Genomic DNA, 16,318 nt, shown 5'->3' on the forward strand with positions numbered 1-16,318 from the left:
CCGCAGGTTGCGGTGTCGTTCGACCCTCTAGCTGATGTAGCGTCGATCATGGCGCTACGGTATCAAATCCGAGCGCTAAGTGTAAAGATCGTCAATGAAAAATGGGATCGCAAGTTTTTGAGTACTTCGCTTTTCGCAGGGGTTTTGCGATGCCTTTCAGGCTCTTTCGACGGGAATCGTCACCTCGCAAGAAAATGCGTAACCTCCCTTTCCTCTTTCGCGTGCGATGGCGTGCCGCCCCTCGAGCGGCAGAATGCATTCCAGATCGATCGATTGCGCGGAATTGTCTCGCGCAGGGCAAGCGGTCCGGCGGGAAGGCCGGGCCGAATCGGAGAGAAAGGAAGCTTTGCCATGTCGTTGCTTGCAAAGGGCAAAGGGGAAGTGACGTACAAGGATCTCACGTCGCTTCACAAGTGGGCACTCGTCGTGCTCATCTCCATGGGCTCGTCCATCATCTACGCGCCCATGTACCTTAAGAATGTGTTCTACGATCCGCTGATGCAGGCGCTCGGCTGCACGAACGCCGATCTGGGGCTTATGGTGTCGGCCTACGGCATCGCGGCCATGATCTGCTATCTGCCCTCCGGTATCGTGGCCGACAAGTTCCGCATGCGCACGCTGGCCACCGTGGGCTTCCTCGCCACGGCGGTGCTCGTGGGCATCTACGCCATGCTGCCGTCGGTGGAGATCTGCCTCGTGCTGTTCGTAGCCATGGGCATCACCTCCATCCTCGTGTGGTGGGGCACCCGCTTCAAGGTGATCCGCCTGTGCTGCGAGGAGGACGAGTACGCCTCGAAGATCGGCATCAGCTACTCCATCTACGGCGTGACCGGACTGGTCATCGGCCTCATCAACGCCGGCATCATCGCCGCCATCGCCAATGTCGCCCAGGGCGTGCAGGTCATGCTCATCTTCCTGGCCGTGGTCATCGCCGTGCTCGGTGTGGCCTCCATCTTCCTCATCCCCGACTTCAAGGGCGAGATCGACAAGAACGCCAAGCTGTTCAGCCTGAAGGAGGCCGTCGAGGCCATCAAGCACCCCGGCGTCATCTGGGCCTGCGTCGCCTACTTCTGCGTCTACGCCGTGTACCAGGGCGCTACCTATACCACGCCCTACCTCACCCAGTGCTTCAACGCCGACGGCAATCTCGTGAACGTCGTGGGCCTCATCCGCACCTACGGCATCGGCCTCATCGCCGGCCCTGTGGTCGGTTGGCTGGCCACGAAGCTGAAGAGCCCCTCCAAGGTCATCCTGGGCGCCTTCATCCTGTCCATCGCGGTGCTGCTCGGCTTCATCGTCTTCCCGCATGATCCGGGCGCGGCCATGGTCGCCGCCATCCTGGTCGTCGTGTTCGGGTTCACCACCTACGGCGCCTTCTCCATCGGAAGCTCTCCGCTCTCGGAGATCAAGATCCCCATGCGCATCTTCGGCACGGCCGCCGGCGTGCTGTCCGTGGTCGGCTTCATGCCCGACGTGTTCATCCACACCTGGTACGGCGGCCTCATCGACGCCCAGGGCATCGATGCCTACACGAGCATCTTCGGTTTCGAGATCATGTTCGGCGTCATCGGCTGCATCTGCCTCGTCATGTTGCTCCGCACCATCAAGAAGCACTTCGGCGCCGAGTCCGTCGATAAGACCGAGGAGGCCGAGGCGACCGAGATCGCCGGCGGCGAGGCCACCATCTAGCGACGCGAGGAAATCGGAAAGACCGCAGGATTCGGGAAAGGACAAGGAGATCCTATTATGCCGAACAAGATTGACGTGCTCGCCCGCATCAGCCCGCAGATGGCCGCCGTCCTCGCGAAGGAGGACGAGCTGGCCGGGGACGCCAACGACACAAGCGCCGGCTTCGCTCAGATGCGCGAGAACTACGTGGCCGGCCGCGCCTGGTGGAACGAGGGAGCCCCTGAGATGGATCGTGTGGTCGACGATGCGGTGGAAGGCTCCTTCGGCGCCATCGGCGTGCGGCGCTACTACCCCTGCGAAATCGCCGAGGGCGCGACGGCGCCGGCCATCGTCTACGTCCACGGCGGCGGGTTCGTCCTCGGCAACTTGGACACCCACGACCGCATCTGCCGCATCTTGGCGAAGCGCGCCGGCGTGCCGGTGGTGGCCGTGGATTACCGGCTGTCCCCGGAGGCGAAGTACCCCTCCGCCGTGCGCGAGGCGGCGGCGGTGGCCGCGCACCTGCACGAGGCGGGGAAGGCCTGGGGCATCGACGGCGACCGCCTGGCCTTTGCCGGCGACTCCGGCGGCGCGCACCTGGGCCTGGCCGCCACGCTGTATCTGCGCGAGGAGATGGGCGGCGCCGACTTCGTGAAGTGCCTGCTTCTGTTCTACGGGTGGTTCGGCCTGACCGACTCTTCCTCCATGCGGCTCCTGGGCGGTCCGTGGGACGGCCTCACCGAGGAGGACTGGCAGTTCTACCTGAACCTGTACGCCGAGGATCCCGCGGCCCTTGCGGCGGAGCCCTACGCGAACCTGTTTTTGAACGACCTGACCCATGATGTGCCTGCTTGCTACATCGCCGCCGCCGAGTTTGACCCGCTGCGCGACGACTCGGCCACCCTGGCCGCCATCTGCGAGCAGTACGGCACCCCCTTCCGCTTCGAGCTGTTCGAGGGCGTTATCCACGCCTTCTTGCACTACACCAAGATGCTCGATGCGGCCAACGACGTGCTGGAACACGGCGCCACCTTTTACCGCGAGACCTTGGGCCTCGCCTAGTTATTGGCAATCCGGGGGCGCGCAGGGCGCGTTCCCTTTGCAAAGCACCCTTTGAAAGGAGACAGAAGAATGGACTTCAAACTCACCGACGAGCAGGAGCTTATCGTCGACAGCTACCGCGAGTACATGGAGAGCGAGAACTGGGAGACCTACTTCCACGAGTGCGACGAGAAGCACGTCTACCCCCTGCGCTGGGTGGCGGGCCTGTGCGAGCTGGGCTTCGACCAGATCATGCTGCCCGAGTCCCACGGCGGCCTGGGCCTGGAGCAGCCCTGCGTGACGCTGATGGCCGTTTACGAGGTGCTCGGCCGCTACGGTGCGCCCACCTACGTGCTCTACCAGCTGCCCAGCTTCGAGACCATTATCCGCGAGGGAACCCAAGAGCAGATCGACGCCGTCATGAGCACGCTCGGCTCCGGCGAGCAGATCTGGAACTCCGCCTGCACCGAGCCGGGCGCAGGCTCGGATGTGGGGGCGCTGGCCACCACGTACAAGCGCGAGAACGGCAAAATCTACCTGAACGGCACCAAGACCTTCATCACCTCGTCCGCCGGCGTGAAGTACCTGGTCATCATGGCCAAGAACGCCGATGACGAGTCGCAGTTCACCGAATTCTTCGTCGATATGTCCAAGCCGGGCGTGAAGCTCTCCCCGCTGCCGAAGCTGGGGCTTCGCATGGACAGCTGCTGCGAGGTGTACCTGGACAACGTGGAGCTGGAGGAGTCCGACATCTTCGGCAAGGAGGGCAACGGATTTATGCGCGGCGTGTCCGACTTCAACTTCGAGCGTTGGCTCGTGGGCGCCTGCGACTACGGCACCGCCATCTGCTCCTTCGAGGACGCCATGAAGCACGCCAACACCCGCATCGCCTTCGGCAAGCCCATCAGCCGATTCCAGCTGAACTCGCTGAAGATCACCGAGATGTGCATCAAGCTGACCAACATGCGTAACATGCTGTACGAGGCCGCCTGGATGGCCGACAACAACGGCGGCGACTTCGACCCGGCCATGGCCGCCATGTGCAAGTACTACTGCGCCAACGCCTCCTTCGAGGTGACCGACGACGCCATGCAGGTGATGGGCGGCATCGCCGTGGCCTCCGAGCACCGCATCAACCGCATCTGGCGCGATCTGCGCGTCGACCGCGTCTCTGGTGGCACCGACGAGATGATGATTTTGGCCACCTCCAAGGGCGCCTGCAAGGCTTACAAGGCCTAACTTCCTTGGGCGAACCAGCGAGGTATTGAGAGAAACGCGATTTAAGGAGAGAAACAATGGCTATCCCTACCGAGAAACCCTCTTACGGTCCGCTTGATGGCGTGAAGGTGGTCTATGCCGCTGTTGAGCTGGCTTGTCCCAAGGCCGCCGACCTCATGGCCGACTGGGGCGCGGATGTCACCTGGCTCGAGAACACCGGCGCTGGCGACACCATTCGCGACACGGCCTATATCAAGCAGGCCGAGCGCCGCAACCAGCGTTCCGTGGCTCTGAACTACTTCTCTGAGGAGGGTCGCGAGATATTCCTCAACATGATCCGCGACGCTGACATCTTCATGGAGGCGTCGAAGGGAGGCACGTGGGCTCGCAAGGGGCTGACCGACGAAGTGCTGTGGGCCGTGAACCCGAAGCTCGTCATCGTGCACGTGTCCGGCTTCGGCCAGACGGGCGATCCCAAGATGGTCAAGCGCGCGGCCTACGATCTGACGGTTATGGCCTATGCCGGGATCATCATGCAGAACGGTACCGAGGAGCAGCCGATGCTGCCGGGGCCCTATGCCGGCGACTACTTCAACACGCTCATGATCGCAAGCTCGGCTCTGGCCGCCCTGTATAAGGCTGAGAAGTCGGGGAAGGGCGAGTCCATCGATTTGGCTATGTACGAGACGCTTTTGGCTATCGGCCAGTACTACCTGGTGGACTACTTGAACGAGGGCATCAAGTGGCCTCGCCCCGGTGCGCGCAACCAGAATCTCTGCGGCATTGGCGAGTTCGCCTGCAAGGACGGCTTTTTGGGCGTGTGCCTTTATGGCGTCGACCAGAACAAGTATTTCCTCGAGACCATCGGCTTGGGGCATCTGTGGGGCACGCCGGAGATTCCCGAGGACACGAGCGGGCTGTGGCTGTCGAATCCCCACGCCGAGGAGATCCAGCGCGCCTTCGAGGAGTATTGCCTGGCCCATTCCAAGTACGAGATTGAAGAGGACTTTGCCGCCCATCGCATTGCCGCCCAGGTCATCAACGACATGGAGGATTTGGTCGAGGAGGAGCATTTGCGCCTGCGCGACACCTGGGCCGATTGGGAGACGGCCGACGGGGAGACCTTCCATGGACTTGGCGTCTTCCCGAAGTTCCAGAACAACCCCGGTCGCATTTGGCGCCCCATGCCCGCTCAGGGCGGCGACACGGTAGACGTGCTGACCAAGCTCGGCTACAGCGATGAGCAGATCGCCCGATTCGCGGCTGATGGCATTGTGAAGTGCGCTGAGTAGCCGTGCCGTCCGCGCGAGCGCATCGCGCCAACTATGCGCAGGGAAGGCCCGCTGGGGAAGGGCGGGCCTTCCTCCCACTGACAAGTTCGAGGGAAGGAACGAACGCCATGGCGACCGTCGTAGGCAATGAGAATCTCCGCGATTTGTGGAACGAGCTGTCCGCAAGCCGCGGCGATCATCTTTTTCTGACCTGCGAGGATCGGGCCGGCCACCGCTGCTCGTTCACCTACGGCGAATTCGACCGCTTGGTGAACCGCACGGCGAACTTCCTGCGGTTGGCCGGGGTGAAAAAAGGCGACAACGTGGCCATCCAGCTGTACAACTCGCCAGAGTACGTGTCGGCCACCTTCGCCTTGGCGAAGATCGGGGCAGTGGCGGTGCCCATCAACATGCAGCTCGTCTTCGGCGAGTGCGCCTTCCAGTTCGACCGCTGCGCCATCCGCACCGTCATCTGCGAGCCGGATTGCCAGGGCTACTATTTCGCCGACGCCATGCCCCCGTGCCCGAACAACACCTGTGGAAAGAGGCGCGTCTATCCTATGGAGCGCGTGTTCGTCTGCCACAGCGGTGGGGAGGGGCTCGTCGCCGGTGCCGTGGACTTCGACGCCGGGGTAGATGCGTGCGCTGACGTGCTGGACGAGCGGTGCGATCTGGACGGCCAGGACACGGCCATGATCATCTTCACCTCCGGCACCACCTCGTGCCCCAAGGGTGTGGAGATCACCCATGCGAACATGCTCTTCGCCGGCCACTACGGCGATTGGCAGTGCGCCTTGGGGCCTGAGGACCGCATGCTTACCACCATGCCCGCCTTCCACTCGAACTTCCAGCTGGCGGCCCTCATGCCCGTGCTCGCGGCGGGCGCCAGCCTCGTCGTGCTGGAGAAGTACAGCGCGCGCAACTTCTGGCGCCAGGTGCGCGAGCATGGAGCCACGGCCATCCAGCTCGTGGCGATGATGGCCCGCACCCTCATGATGCAGCCGTGCGACGCCGCCGAGCGAGAGCACTGCGTCCGGTCGGTGCAGTACTACCTACCCATCACCGATGAGGAGAAGGAGGCCTTCGAGCGCCGCTTCTCCGTGCGTTTGCAGAACTGCTACGGCGCGACGGAGTCCATCTGCTGGGCGCTCACCGACTTGCCCTATGGCCCGCGCCGTTGGCCGAGCGTGGGGCGGCCGGGCCTTGGCTACGAGGCGGAGATCCTGGACGAGACGGGACGGGCGGTGCCGCCGGGGACGGTAGGGGAGATCGCCGTGAGGGGTATTCCCGGCATCAGTCTCATGAAGGGCTACTACGACGATCCCGAGGCCACGGCGAGAACCGTGAATGGGGAGGGCTGGTACCTCAGCGGCGACAAAGGCTACCGCGATGAGGAAGGCTGGTTCTATTTCGTCGATCGAAAATGCAACATGATCAAGCGAGGCGGTGAGAACGTGTCGGCCACCGAGGTGGAAGACGCGCTCTTGATGCACCCGGCCGTAGCCGAATGCGCCGTCATCGGCGTGGACGACCCGGTGCGCGACCAGGCGGTGAAGGCCTTTGTCGTGCTGGTGCAGGGACAGGCGGCCACCGTCGAGGAGATCACGCGCTTCGCCGCTTGCCGCTTAGCCGATTTCAAAGTGCCGACCTTGATGGAGATCGTGGACGAGCTGCCCCATACGAGCGTCGGAAAAGTGGAGAAGAAGCTGCTCTGCTCCCTTGATTAGATATGAAGCCCATTAACGAGGAGGATACAGCATGGCCATCTCAACGGAAATCGTCGGCAGGACGTTCGGCCCGTTCGTTCGGGACTACACCTTCAAGGACTTGGAGATCTGCGCGCTCGGCTGCGGCGCCGACTGGGACGGAAAGACCGATCTGGAGTACGTGAACGAGCACGATGCCGAGAACCCGCGGCTCAAGGTGCTGCCCATCTTCGGCGTGCCGCTGACGGTGAACGAGGAGGTGACGACCACGCTGGACTACGGCTTCGACTACAGCGGATCGCTGCACTACGGCATCGATGCTCACTTCCATGCGCCCTTTAAGATGAACGATCATGTGGAGACCTATGTCGTGCAGGAGGCCATCTGGGATCGCGGGGAGGGCCGCGGGTCGCTCTCCAAACAGGTGGGGAAGTCCTATTCCGCCGACGGCGTGCATCTGTGCACCGTGGAGACCTACGACTGCTGCATCTACGACGGCGGCTTTGGCGGCGAGAGGCCCCCGAAGGACGTCGTCGAGTATCCCGACCGCGAGCCGGATCTCGCCTACGAGGAGGTGTGCGGCTATCAGTGGCCCCTCATCTACCGGCTCATGGGCGACTGGCACCAGCAGCACATCGATTGGGCCTACACCGAGCAGACCGGGCTGGCGCGCCCCATCAACCACGGTGTCTGCACGGCCGGCATCGCCATGCGCCACCTCATCGCGCTGCTCATCCCCGGGCAGCCCGAGCGCCTGCGCCGCTTCAAGTGCCGCTTCACTTCTCCGGTGCTGCCGGGCACGCGCCTTTGCACCCAGGTGTGGAAGATGGGCGAGGGCGAGGCCCGCTTCCGCGTGGTGGACGCGGACGATGGGGCGGCCCGGCCGTTTCTGAACTTCTGCCTCGCCGAGTGGGAATAGGGGGGCGCGCCATGGCGAGCGATGTGAAGGCGATGACTCAGGTGGCGAGCCCGCCGGCAACCGCTGCGGCGAAGGAGATCAGCGGAGATATGGCCCGCAAGGTGCGTCAAACGGCGAAAAGGACCATGGACGATGTGGCCATGACGCCGTTTCTGCGCAAGATCACGTTCTTCTCGTCGGGCGGCTCCTTCCTCGACGGCTACGTGCTGTCGCTCATCGGCGTGGCGCTCACCCAGATCGTGCCGGCTTTCGGGCTGACCGATGTCTGGAGCGCGGCCATAGGCGCGTCGGTGCTCGTCGGCATCTTCGTGGGAACCATCACGGGGGGCTACCTTACCGACGCCATCGGTCGCAAGAAGATGTTCATCATCGATTTGGTGGCGATCGGGCTGTTCTCGCTTCTGAGCGTATTCGTTGCCGAGGCCTGGCAGCTCGTGGCCGCCCGGTTCTTCATCGGCGTGTTCGTCGGCGCCGACTATCCCATCGCCACGTCGCTCATCGCCGAGTTCACGCCCAAGGAGCATCGGTCGATCTCCATGGGAATGGTGTCGGCGGCGTGGTATCTGGGCGCCACCGTGGCCGCCGTGGTGGGCTACGGGCTCTACGGCGTGGAGGACGGCTGGAAATGGATGCTCGGCAGCGCCGTGGTGCCCTGCGTGGTTCTCCTCGTAGGACGGCACGATATTCCCGAGTCCCCCTTGTGGCTGGCGAGCAAGGGGCGCCATGCCGAGGCGCGGGCCGTGATGGATCGCGTGTTCGGCCCCGATGTGGAGCTTGCGCCCGTAAAGCCGACGGACAAGACGCCGCTGGCGACGCTTTTGCATGGCGAGTACCTCAAGCGCATGATCTTCCTCGGGGTGTTCATCCTGTGCCAGGTGGTGCCCATGTACGCCATCTACACCTTCGGTCCCGAGATCATGACCGCCTTCGGGTTGGGGGAGGGCCATGAGGCCATTCTGGGCGAGAGCGCTGTGAGCCTGTTCTTCCTGGTGGGAAGCATTCCGGCCATGTTCTGGCTGAATTCCATGGGGCGGCGCCCCTTGCTGCTCATGAGCTTCGCGCTCATGGCGGCGGGTCTGCTCGTGCTGGGGCTGTGGCCCACGGCGCCGGTGACGGTGATCATTCTCGCATTCGGGCTTTACGCGTTTTTCAGTGGCGGCCCGGGCATCCTGCAGTGGCTGTACCCCAACGAGCTCTTTCCCACCGAGGTGCGCGCGACGGCCGTCGGCATCGCCATCGGCTTCTCGCGCATCGGCACCATCGCGGCCACCTACGGGACGCCTCTCGCCTTAGATGCCTGGGGCGTGGGACCGGTGATGCTCGTGGCGGCGGGGCTCGTGCTGCTCGGGCTCGTTCTGTCGTACTTCTTGGCGCCCGAGACCCGGGGCAAGTCCCTCGCCGAGACGAGCGGCATCGACGATAGATAGAGCGTTGGTTCTCAGGGTTCCAGCTATCGGCAGAAGATCTTAAATTTCGAGAATGGAAGAGCCCCTCTGAGTGATGGGCTCTTCCTGCTTATGCGGGGCTTCGGCAGCAGGGGGGGAGACCCCCTTGGTGCATGGCGATCTTGCCGCACGGATTCGAGAGAGGGCTTGGGATGCGTAGTCTGGGAAGCAAGGAGCGCCAGCCTCTAAGCGGCAGAAGAGCCCGCCTCGGTGGCGGGCTCTTCATGTGCTGAATACCTATGGAGCAGTTCGCCTATCGGCCGGTCCAGTGGGGGGCGCGCTTTTCGACGAAGGCGGCCGGGCCCTCGATGCCATCCTCAGTCTTCTCCAGGAAGCGGTAGGCCGCATCGGAGAAGCGCATGGCGTCCTCCTCGGACATCTGGTCGGCGGCATGCACGATGAACTTCGTCCACTTCAGGGCCAGAGGCGCGTTCTTCAGGCACTCCTCGGCCAGCTCGATGGCGCGGTCGAGCACCTCTTCGGCGGGCACCACGTAGTTGATGAGGCCGAGCGCCTTAGCCTCGGGGGCCTTGATCTTCTTGCCGGTGAGCAGAAGCTCCATGCAGTCCTTGCGGTTGATGTCGCGGGCGAGGCGCACGATGCCGCCGGTGGAGGCGATGATGCCGAGTCCCACCTCGGTGCAGCCGAACTTCGCGTTCTCGGCGGCTACCACCATGTCGCAGGAAAGCGCGATCTCCATGCCGCCGCCGGCCGCCGAGCCGTTGCAGGCGCAGATGACCGGCTTGGAGCACAAGCGCGCAGTGAGGCCGCCGAAGCCGTGCTCGGTGACCGTCTGGCATTCGCCGCCCTCGGAGAGCTCGGAGAGATCCTCGCCGGCGCAGAACACCTTGCCAGTGCCGGTCACGACGATGGCGCGCACCGCCTTGTCGGTCTCGGCGTGGTTCATGATGTTCTCCATGGCCGCGGAGGTCACCCCGTTCAGGGCGTTGGCCACCTCGGGGCGGTTGATGCGGATGATGAGCAAGCCGTCATCGCGCAGCTCGGATACGACGGTGTCGGTGCCAAAGTAGTCAGCCATTGGTTCCTCCTAGATTCTTGAGAACTGATTGCCAGATGATGCGTCCCTCGCATCGAAATCTATGGTAGGCGGGGCGGCTTTCGAGGGCATCGCAAGGGGCGCGGTATATGGGGAATACCCAGCTTAAGGGGCATCACTACATTTTGAGTAACGATGCTTTCACGGGGTTTTGGCGATGACGGCCAAAGCGAGCCGCGGCACTATGGCACCAACGGAGCGCTATCGGCTGCAGCGAGGCGCTCCGCTTGAAACGAACCGATACGTGAGAGAAGTTCTTGAAGAGAAAGGTGCAGAAGTGAAGATCGCAGTGGCATTCAAGGTGGTTCCCGACGATCAGGACATCCAGGTGGCCTCCGATGGCACCCTGGACTTCTCCAAGGCGAAGGGGACGGTGTCGACCTACGACTTGAACGCGCTTGAGGCGGCGGCCCAGCTGGCTGCTGCCAACCCCGGCTCCACGGTGACCGCCGTGACGGTGGGGGCGGCCTCCATCGACGACTCCAAGCTGAAGAAGAACGTGCTCGCCCGCGGGGTCGACGATCTGGTCATGGTCGCCGACGACGCGCTGGCCGCTCTCGATACCGCCGGCACGGCCGAGGAGCTGGCCGCGATCGTGGGCGAGGGGGGCTTCGATCTCATCCTGTGCGGCGACGGCTCTGCCGATGAATACGCCCAGCAGGTCGATGTGCAGCTGGCCGCCCGTCTTGGAGTTCCTTCCGTGAACGCGGTGACGGCCATCAAGGCCGAGGGCGACTCGATGGTCGTCGAGCGCACGCTCGAGGACGTGGTGGAGGAAGTGGAGGTTCCGCTGCCGGCCGTCATCGCCGTGACGCCCGATGTCGCCACGCCGCGCATCCCCGGCATGAAGGACATTCTGGCGGCTGGCAAGAAGCCCATGGATGTGAAGGGCGCTCCCGTAGCTCCCGTGAGCGCCGTCGAGGTCGTCTCCTGTGCGGCTCCCGAGGCCGCCGAGCGCGCCTGCAATGTGGCTGACGCTTCGGCCGACGGCGCCATCGAGGCGTTTGCCGCGGCGCTCAAGGCGGCCCTGTAGGCGTCCCTCCCCACGTTTCGAATTCCACGACCCGATAAGGAGACATGAACATGAAAGCACTGGTTATTGCCGAGCATCCCGAGGCCGCCCGCGAGCTGGCAGCCGGCGCCCGCACTCTTGCCGACGAGGTGGCGCTCGTAGCCTTCGGCGAGGCTCCGGAGAACGTCGCCGATGCCGCCTATATCGTTGAGGTGCCCGAGGGCGCCGTGGCCGACGATGCCTACCTCACCATTCAGTCCGTCTACGAGAAAGAGCAGCCCGCTGTGGTGCTCGCCGAGCCGACCCGCCATGTGAAGTCGGTGCTGGGACGTTTGGCCGCTGCTGCGGGGGCCGCCGCCATCACCGATGTGACGGCTTTCGAGGACGGGGGCGCTCTGAGCCTCTACTTCGGCGGCGTGGGCGAGCGCGTGCGCAAGGCCACGGGAGATGTGGCCTTCTACACGGTGGCCCCTGGCACCTTCGCCGACGCCGAGCCTGCGGGCAGCGCCGTGGCCGAGACCGTGGCCTGGATCGCGCCGGCCCGTTCGCTGCGCCTGGTGTCCTCCCGCGAGCGCGAGAAGGGCGGCGCCGATCTGTTCAAGGCCGAGGCCGTCGTGGCCTGCGGCCGCGGGTTCGCCGAGGAGTCCGAGCTCGACTTGGCCCGCGCGCTGGCCGACAAGATCGACGGCGGTCTGGCCTGCTCCCGTCCCTTGACCGAGGGCGTCGACTGGATGCCCCAGAGCACCTACGTGGGCGTCTCCGGCCTCACGCTCACGCCGAAGGTGTATGTGGCCTGCGGTATTTCCGGCCAGATGCAGCACATGGTGGGCTGCAACCGCTCCGGAGCTGTGTTCGCCATCAACAAGGACAAGAACGCCCCCGTCTTCAAGCAGTGCGACTACGGTCTGGTGGGCGACATCAAAGATGTGCTGCCGGCCCTGACGGCGGCCCTGTAGGCCTTCTCGATTGAGGGCGGGAGGCGCCGACGCGGCCATGGTCGCCGGCCTCCCGCCCTTGGGATCGAGCGTGAATCTGAAAGGAGAGAAGCGTGTCTGACGCAGATTTCGACATCATTGTTGTCGGCAGCGGGTGCGCGGGCGCGGTGGCGGCCTACGTGGCGGCCTCGGCCGGCAAGAGCGTGCTCGTGGTGGAGCGCGGCAACTACGCCGGCGCCAAGAACATGACCGGCGGGCGCATCTACAGCCACTCGCTGAAGGAGGTGTTCCCGGACTTCGAGTCCGAGGCGCCCCTGGAGCGCAAGATCACCCACGAGCGGATCGCCATGCTGAACAGCGACTCCGAGATGACCATCGACTTCACGAGCCCCGTGCTCGCCGAGGAGGGCAAGGACTCCTACTCAGTGCTGCGAGGCCCCTTCGACCAGTGGTTGGCCGAGAAGGCCGAGGGCGCCGGCGCCGAGTACATCTGCGGCATCGCCGTGGAGGAGCTTTTGAAGGACGAGTCCGGCAAAGTCGTCGGCATCCGCGCCGGCGAGGACGAGATCACATCTCAGGTCGTCATCGTGGCCGAGGGCACAAACACGCTTCTGTCCGAGCGCTGCCTCGGGAACGCGCGGCCCGCGCCCTGCCAGATGGCCGTCGGCATCAAGGAGGTGTTCGAGCTGCCCGCGGGCGTGATCGAGGACCGGTTCCTTCTGCCCGAGGGCGAGGGCGCCGCGATGCTGTTCGTCGGCGACTGCACCCACGGCAAGGTGGGCGGCGGCTTTTTGTACACCAACAGGGACTCCATCTCGCTGGGACTCGTGGCCACCATCTCCACGGCGGCCGGCGGCGGAAACGACACGCCGGTCTACCAGATGCTTGAGGACTTCAAGGGCCATCCGGCGGTGGCGCCCATCATCCGGGGAGCCAAGATGGTCGAGCACTCCGGGCACATGGTGCCCGAGGGCGGCTACGACATGGTACCCCAGTACGTGTTCGACGGGGCGCTTCTGGCCGGCGAGGCAGCCGGCCTCTGCATGAACATGGGCTATCAGGTGCGCGGCATGGACTTCGCCGTGGCGAGCGGGCGCATGGCCGCCGAGGCGGCCGTCGAGGCCATCGACGCGGGAGATGCGAGCGCGGCGGGGCTTTCCGGATATGCGCGCCGCATGGAGGACTCCTTCGTCATCAAGGACCTTAAGACCTTCCGCAAGTGGCCCCACGTCATGGAGGAGTGGGACGCGATGTTCAACGACTACCCGACCATGGCGGCGGAGGTGTTCAACGCCATGTTCAGCGTGGACGGGCGCCCGCAGGAGCCCCTGCGCCGCCGCATCATGCCCATTATCAAGAAGCGCGGGCTTTTCAAGACCGCCAACGAGGTGAGGAAGGCGGTGAGCGCGCTGTGAGCCAGATCGCACCGATTACCGTGAACGTTGACGAGCTGATCGCCGTGAACAAGTACGAGGTGGACGAGGAGAGCGCCCACATCGAGCTTGTGGAGGATCCGGACATCGAGGAGTTCAAGAAGCTCGTGCGGGTATGCCCCGCGGCCCTCTACAAGATCGACGAGGACGGCGCGACGAGCTTCGACTACGCCGGCTGCCTGGAGTGCGGCACCTGCCGCATCGCTTGCGAGGGCACCATCGTGAGGAAGTGGGAGAACCCCCAGCCCACCATGGGCGTGGAGTACCGCTTCGGGTAGGCTGCACCTGTCTGCGGAAAAGCCGTGCATAAAAAGGCCCTGCGATTTGCGTCGCAGGGCCTTACTCGTGAGGGGGTGGCTGCCGATCGGTGCCTACAGGTCGGTACCGGCGATCCAGTCGAGGGCGGGGTATTCCACGACGCCGTCGTGGCGCTCCAGCTCGCGGGCGATGGTGATGCGCTGGATGGTGGGGGAGCCCTCCTCCAGCCAGAGAGCCCGGCAGTCGCGATAGAGGCGCTCGGTGGGGCCGTAAGGACTGTCCTCGAAGTAGCCGTCGCCGCCGAAGATCTCCAGCATCTCGTCGGAGACCTTCTTTACCGCCTCGATGGAGAACAGCTTGCACATGGCCGCCTTCTCGGCGATGTAGGGGTTGTGCGGGTCGCGGTCGTAGTCCTCGGCGAAGTCGATGATCATGCAGCGCAGGGCATGGGTCGCGGTGGCCATGTCGGCGAGTTTCATCTTGATGGCCTGGCGCGTGTTGATGGTCTTGCCGAAGGTCACACGGTCGCGGGCGCGGGCAAGCGACATCTCCAGCATGCGCTGGCACATGCCGAGGTTCGAGTCGGCGATGTGCACGCGGGAGATGGCCAGCGAGTGCATGGCCACTTCCATGCCCTGGCCTTCCTTGCCGAGCAGGTACTTCGGCTCGAGCTTCACGTCGGTCATTTTGAAGCCGGCGTGCCCCGCGCCGCGGCAGCCCATCATATGCGGCATGTCCACGAGCTCGAAGCCCTCGGCATCCATGGGCACGAAGAAGGCGGAGAGGCGCTCGTCGCCCTCCTTGTCGGGGTCGGTCACGGCGATGACGTAGGCGAACTGGGCTACGTCGGTGTGGGAGATGAGCCACTTCTCGCCGTTCAGAATGTAATTCCCATCCGCGTCCTTCACGGCGGTGGTGTGCACGTCGGCGCCGGTGCCGCCGGTCTGCTCGGTGAGCGCGAAGCAGGTGAAGATGGTCTTGTCGGCGAACTTGTCCATGTAGGCGGCCTTCAGCTCGTCGCAGCCGTAGTCGTCCAGGATGCGCCAGTTCAGGTCGGCGGCGTAGTGCAGGTGCATGCGCATGCCGCCCGGGCCCCGGGAGAACTCCTCCTGCACCTGCAGGATCTCCTTCTCGGTGAAGCCCCATCCGCCGTACTCCTCGGGCAGCGCGTAGCGGTACAGGTTGTTCTCGCGGGCCAGGTCGATGAACTCCTGCGGGAACTTGTTGGTGACCTCCACCTCACGCTGCATCTCCTCGAAGGGGCCTTCCGCCAGCTCGCGGCAGGTCTTCAGGAAATCGCGGAACTCCTCGTCGGTCAACTTGCCCATAAAGCCTCCTCGTGATCGTGTGTCCGCGCCGTCGCGCGCGGGCGCGTATACCCTGGTGAACAGTTTGACAGCCCGTCTTGAGGTTCGTCCAATAGAAACCGCCCGAAAATTTCCAATGGAAAATAGGCAAAAGCTATGGAAGGGGCCTACTTCTACAAATTGCGCCGCATCTGGGCTTCCTTGATCTCGTTTTCAAGGGAGCTGTGGATGATGTTGGCGAAAGGTCCCGCCTGGCCGCCGATGGACTCGACGCCGCGGGCGTCGCAGCGGCGGATGTAGTAGTAGAGGAAGGCACAGGTGTAGAACTCGGCCAGAAAGTCGATGTTGTCCTTCGGCAGGTAGCGGTTGGACAAAATGATGTCGATGTCCCGCTTCATGGCCTCAAGGTACAGCGCGTACAGGTAGTTGCGCAGCGAGTAGGGGCCGTTATCCACGAGCGCCTGGCGGTAGAAGTTGCGGCGTCCCTCCAGCACCTCGGCGAAGCACTGGAAGAACTCCGCGTGGTCGAGCGAGCGCACGCCGGACTTCTGGGTAATATAGTAGGGGAATCGCGAGGTGGGATCCTCCGGGTTATCGTCGTAGAGGAGCACCGACTCGGAGAAGTGCTGCTTTAGGCACTGGCCCATGTCGTAGCGGAAGATCCAGATGATGAGGCGGTCCTTGTTCTCGAAGTGGTAGTAGAAGGTCTTGCGGTTCTTCCCCGTGCGCTCGACGATATCGCTGATGGACACCTTGCGCAGGGGCATCTCGTCGCACAGCTCCACGAAGGCGTCGGAGATGAGCAACATGGTGGAAAGCGCGTTCATGGGTTCCTCCTTCGATTCTCTTCCGTTGCGCTCATTATAGGATCTTTCGAAGAAATATGGGACAGATAAATCGAAATGTGCAATGGAAATGCCAATGACTCGGTTAGTTGCGCCTATTTAACGGGATCAAAACGGCTACTTATGCGGCAAATGCCTATGGATGATGAAGATTTGCCTATGAAGTACTACACAGATAGATAAATCTGTCCATCGTAAAGCAA

14 protein-coding genes are annotated in these 16,318 nt (G+C 63.8%); 11 read left to right on the forward strand and 3 right to left on the reverse strand.

Annotated features, from left to right (window positions below; genetic code table 11):
• Positions 1 to 351 precede the first annotated feature (351 nt).
• The 7 genes from GO707_RS00315 (at position 352) to GO707_RS00345 (ending at position 9,250) form a co-directional block, all read left to right on the forward strand.
• Positions 352 to 1,689, forward strand: a complete 1,338-nt coding sequence (locus GO707_RS00315) for an MFS transporter (protein WP_157011492.1) — start codon at positions 352 to 354, stop codon at positions 1,687 to 1,689.
• Positions 1,690 to 1,746: 57 nt separating this feature from the next.
• Entirely contained in the window at positions 1,747 to 2,730 is a 984-nt protein-coding gene (gene aes / locus GO707_RS00320; protein ID WP_157011494.1) for an acetyl esterase, read from the forward strand.
• A gap of 69 nt (positions 2,731 to 2,799) precedes the next feature.
• Complete coding sequence (caiA, locus tag GO707_RS00325; RefSeq protein ID WP_157011496.1) at positions 2,800 to 3,948, forward strand: crotonobetainyl-CoA dehydrogenase; 1,149 nt, start codon at positions 2,800 to 2,802, stop codon at positions 3,946 to 3,948.
• 56 nt (positions 3,949 to 4,004) lie between these two features.
• Positions 4,005 to 5,219 (forward strand): L-carnitine CoA-transferase, encoded by a 1,215-nt coding sequence (gene caiB, locus GO707_RS00330; protein ID WP_157011497.1) that lies wholly within the window; start codon positions 4,005 to 4,007, stop codon positions 5,217 to 5,219.
• 107 nt (positions 5,220 to 5,326) lie between these two features.
• On the forward strand, positions 5,327 to 6,925 hold the full coding sequence (gene caiC / locus GO707_RS00335; RefSeq protein WP_157011499.1) for a crotonobetaine/carnitine-CoA ligase: 1,599 nt from the start codon (positions 5,327 to 5,329) through the stop codon (positions 6,923 to 6,925).
• Positions 6,926 to 6,956: 31 nt separating this feature from the next.
• Entirely contained in the window at positions 6,957 to 7,823 is an 867-nt protein-coding gene (locus GO707_RS00340) for a MaoC/PaaZ C-terminal domain-containing protein (protein WP_157011501.1), read from the forward strand.
• A gap of 11 nt (positions 7,824 to 7,834) precedes the next feature.
• Positions 7,835 to 9,250: an MFS transporter gene (locus GO707_RS00345; protein ID WP_157011503.1), complete on the forward strand. Its 1,416-nt coding sequence runs from the start codon at positions 7,835 to 7,837 to the stop codon at positions 9,248 to 9,250.
• Positions 9,251 to 9,521: 271 nt separating this feature from the next.
• Here GO707_RS00345 and GO707_RS00350 read toward each other — a convergent pair whose 3' ends face one another.
• Entirely contained in the window at positions 9,522 to 10,307 is a 786-nt protein-coding gene (locus GO707_RS00350; protein WP_157011505.1) for an enoyl-CoA hydratase/isomerase family protein, read from the reverse strand.
• A 295-nt stretch (positions 10,308 to 10,602) separates the two neighbouring features.
• Here GO707_RS00350 and fixA point away from each other — a divergent pair, with 295 nt between their 5' ends.
• From fixA to GO707_RS00370, 4 genes are all read left to right on the forward strand, one after another.
• The gene (gene fixA, locus GO707_RS00355) at positions 10,603 to 11,358 is read left to right on the forward strand and encodes a putative electron transfer flavoprotein FixA (protein ID WP_161127185.1); all 756 of its coding nucleotides are present in this window, start codon (positions 10,603 to 10,605) and stop codon (positions 11,356 to 11,358) included.
• A 50-nt stretch (positions 11,359 to 11,408) separates the two neighbouring features.
• Positions 11,409 to 12,293 carry an electron transfer flavoprotein subunit alpha/FixB family protein gene (locus tag GO707_RS00360; protein WP_157011509.1) on the forward strand — a complete coding sequence of 295 codons (885 nt, stop codon included), beginning with the start codon at positions 11,409 to 11,411 and terminating at the stop codon, positions 12,291 to 12,293.
• Between the two features lie 92 nt (positions 12,294 to 12,385).
• The gene (locus tag GO707_RS00365) at positions 12,386 to 13,687 is read left to right on the forward strand and encodes an FAD-dependent oxidoreductase (protein ID WP_161127186.1); all 1,302 of its coding nucleotides are present in this window, start codon (positions 12,386 to 12,388) and stop codon (positions 13,685 to 13,687) included.
• Positions 13,684 to 13,983 (forward strand): ferredoxin family protein, encoded by a 300-nt coding sequence (locus GO707_RS00370; protein WP_161127187.1) that lies wholly within the window; start codon positions 13,684 to 13,686, stop codon positions 13,981 to 13,983. The genes GO707_RS00365 and GO707_RS00370 overlap by 4 nt, the downstream gene beginning before the upstream one ends.
• 93 nt (positions 13,984 to 14,076) lie before the next feature.
• Here the strand turns inward: GO707_RS00370 and GO707_RS00375 are convergent, their stop codons facing one another.
• Both GO707_RS00375 and GO707_RS00380 read right to left on the reverse strand, forming a co-directional pair.
• Positions 14,077 to 15,291 carry an acyl-CoA dehydrogenase family protein gene (locus GO707_RS00375; RefSeq protein WP_022739790.1) on the reverse strand — a complete coding sequence of 405 codons (1,215 nt, stop codon included), beginning with the start codon at positions 15,289 to 15,291 and terminating at the stop codon, positions 14,077 to 14,079.
• A gap of 152 nt (positions 15,292 to 15,443) precedes the next feature.
• A complete protein-coding gene (locus tag GO707_RS00380; protein WP_114539148.1) occupies positions 15,444 to 16,097 on the reverse strand; it encodes a TetR/AcrR family transcriptional regulator C-terminal domain-containing protein in 654 nt (217 codons plus the stop codon).
• Between the last annotated feature and the right edge of the window lie 221 nt (positions 16,098 to 16,318).

This window comes from Adlercreutzia rubneri, from assembly GCF_009755265.1.
Taxonomy (GTDB): Bacteria; Actinomycetota; Coriobacteriia; order Coriobacteriales; family Eggerthellaceae; genus Adlercreutzia; species Adlercreutzia rubneri.

Bases quoted from the DNA above. Each gene is read 5' to 3' on its own strand.
- GO707_RS00375 (WP_022739790.1), bottom strand. From the start codon at position 15,291: ATGGGCAAGTTGACCGACGAGGAGTTCCGCGATTTCCTGAAGACCTGC.
- caiC (WP_157011499.1), top strand. From the start codon at position 5,327: ATGGCGACCGTCGTAGGCAATGAGAATCTCCGCGATTTGTGGAACGAG.
- GO707_RS00345 (WP_157011503.1), top strand. From the start codon at position 7,835: ATGGCGAGCGATGTGAAGGCGATGACTCAGGTGGCGAGCCCGCCGGCA.
- aes (WP_157011494.1), top strand. From the start codon at position 1,747: ATGCCGAACAAGATTGACGTGCTCGCCCGCATCAGCCCGCAGATGGCC.
- GO707_RS00360 (WP_157011509.1), top strand. From the start codon at position 11,409: ATGAAAGCACTGGTTATTGCCGAGCATCCCGAGGCCGCCCGCGAGCTG.
- caiA (WP_157011496.1), top strand. From the start codon at position 2,800: ATGGACTTCAAACTCACCGACGAGCAGGAGCTTATCGTCGACAGCTAC.
- GO707_RS00380 (WP_114539148.1), bottom strand. From the start codon at position 16,097: ATGAACGCGCTTTCCACCATGTTGCTCATCTCCGACGCCTTCGTGGAG.
- GO707_RS00350 (WP_157011505.1), bottom strand. From the start codon at position 10,307: ATGGCTGACTACTTTGGCACCGACACCGTCGTATCCGAGCTGCGCGAT.
- GO707_RS00315 (WP_157011492.1), top strand. From the start codon at position 352: ATGTCGTTGCTTGCAAAGGGCAAAGGGGAAGTGACGTACAAGGATCTC.
- caiB (WP_157011497.1), top strand. From the start codon at position 4,005: ATGGCTATCCCTACCGAGAAACCCTCTTACGGTCCGCTTGATGGCGTG.
- GO707_RS00340 (WP_157011501.1), top strand. From the start codon at position 6,957: ATGGCCATCTCAACGGAAATCGTCGGCAGGACGTTCGGCCCGTTCGTT.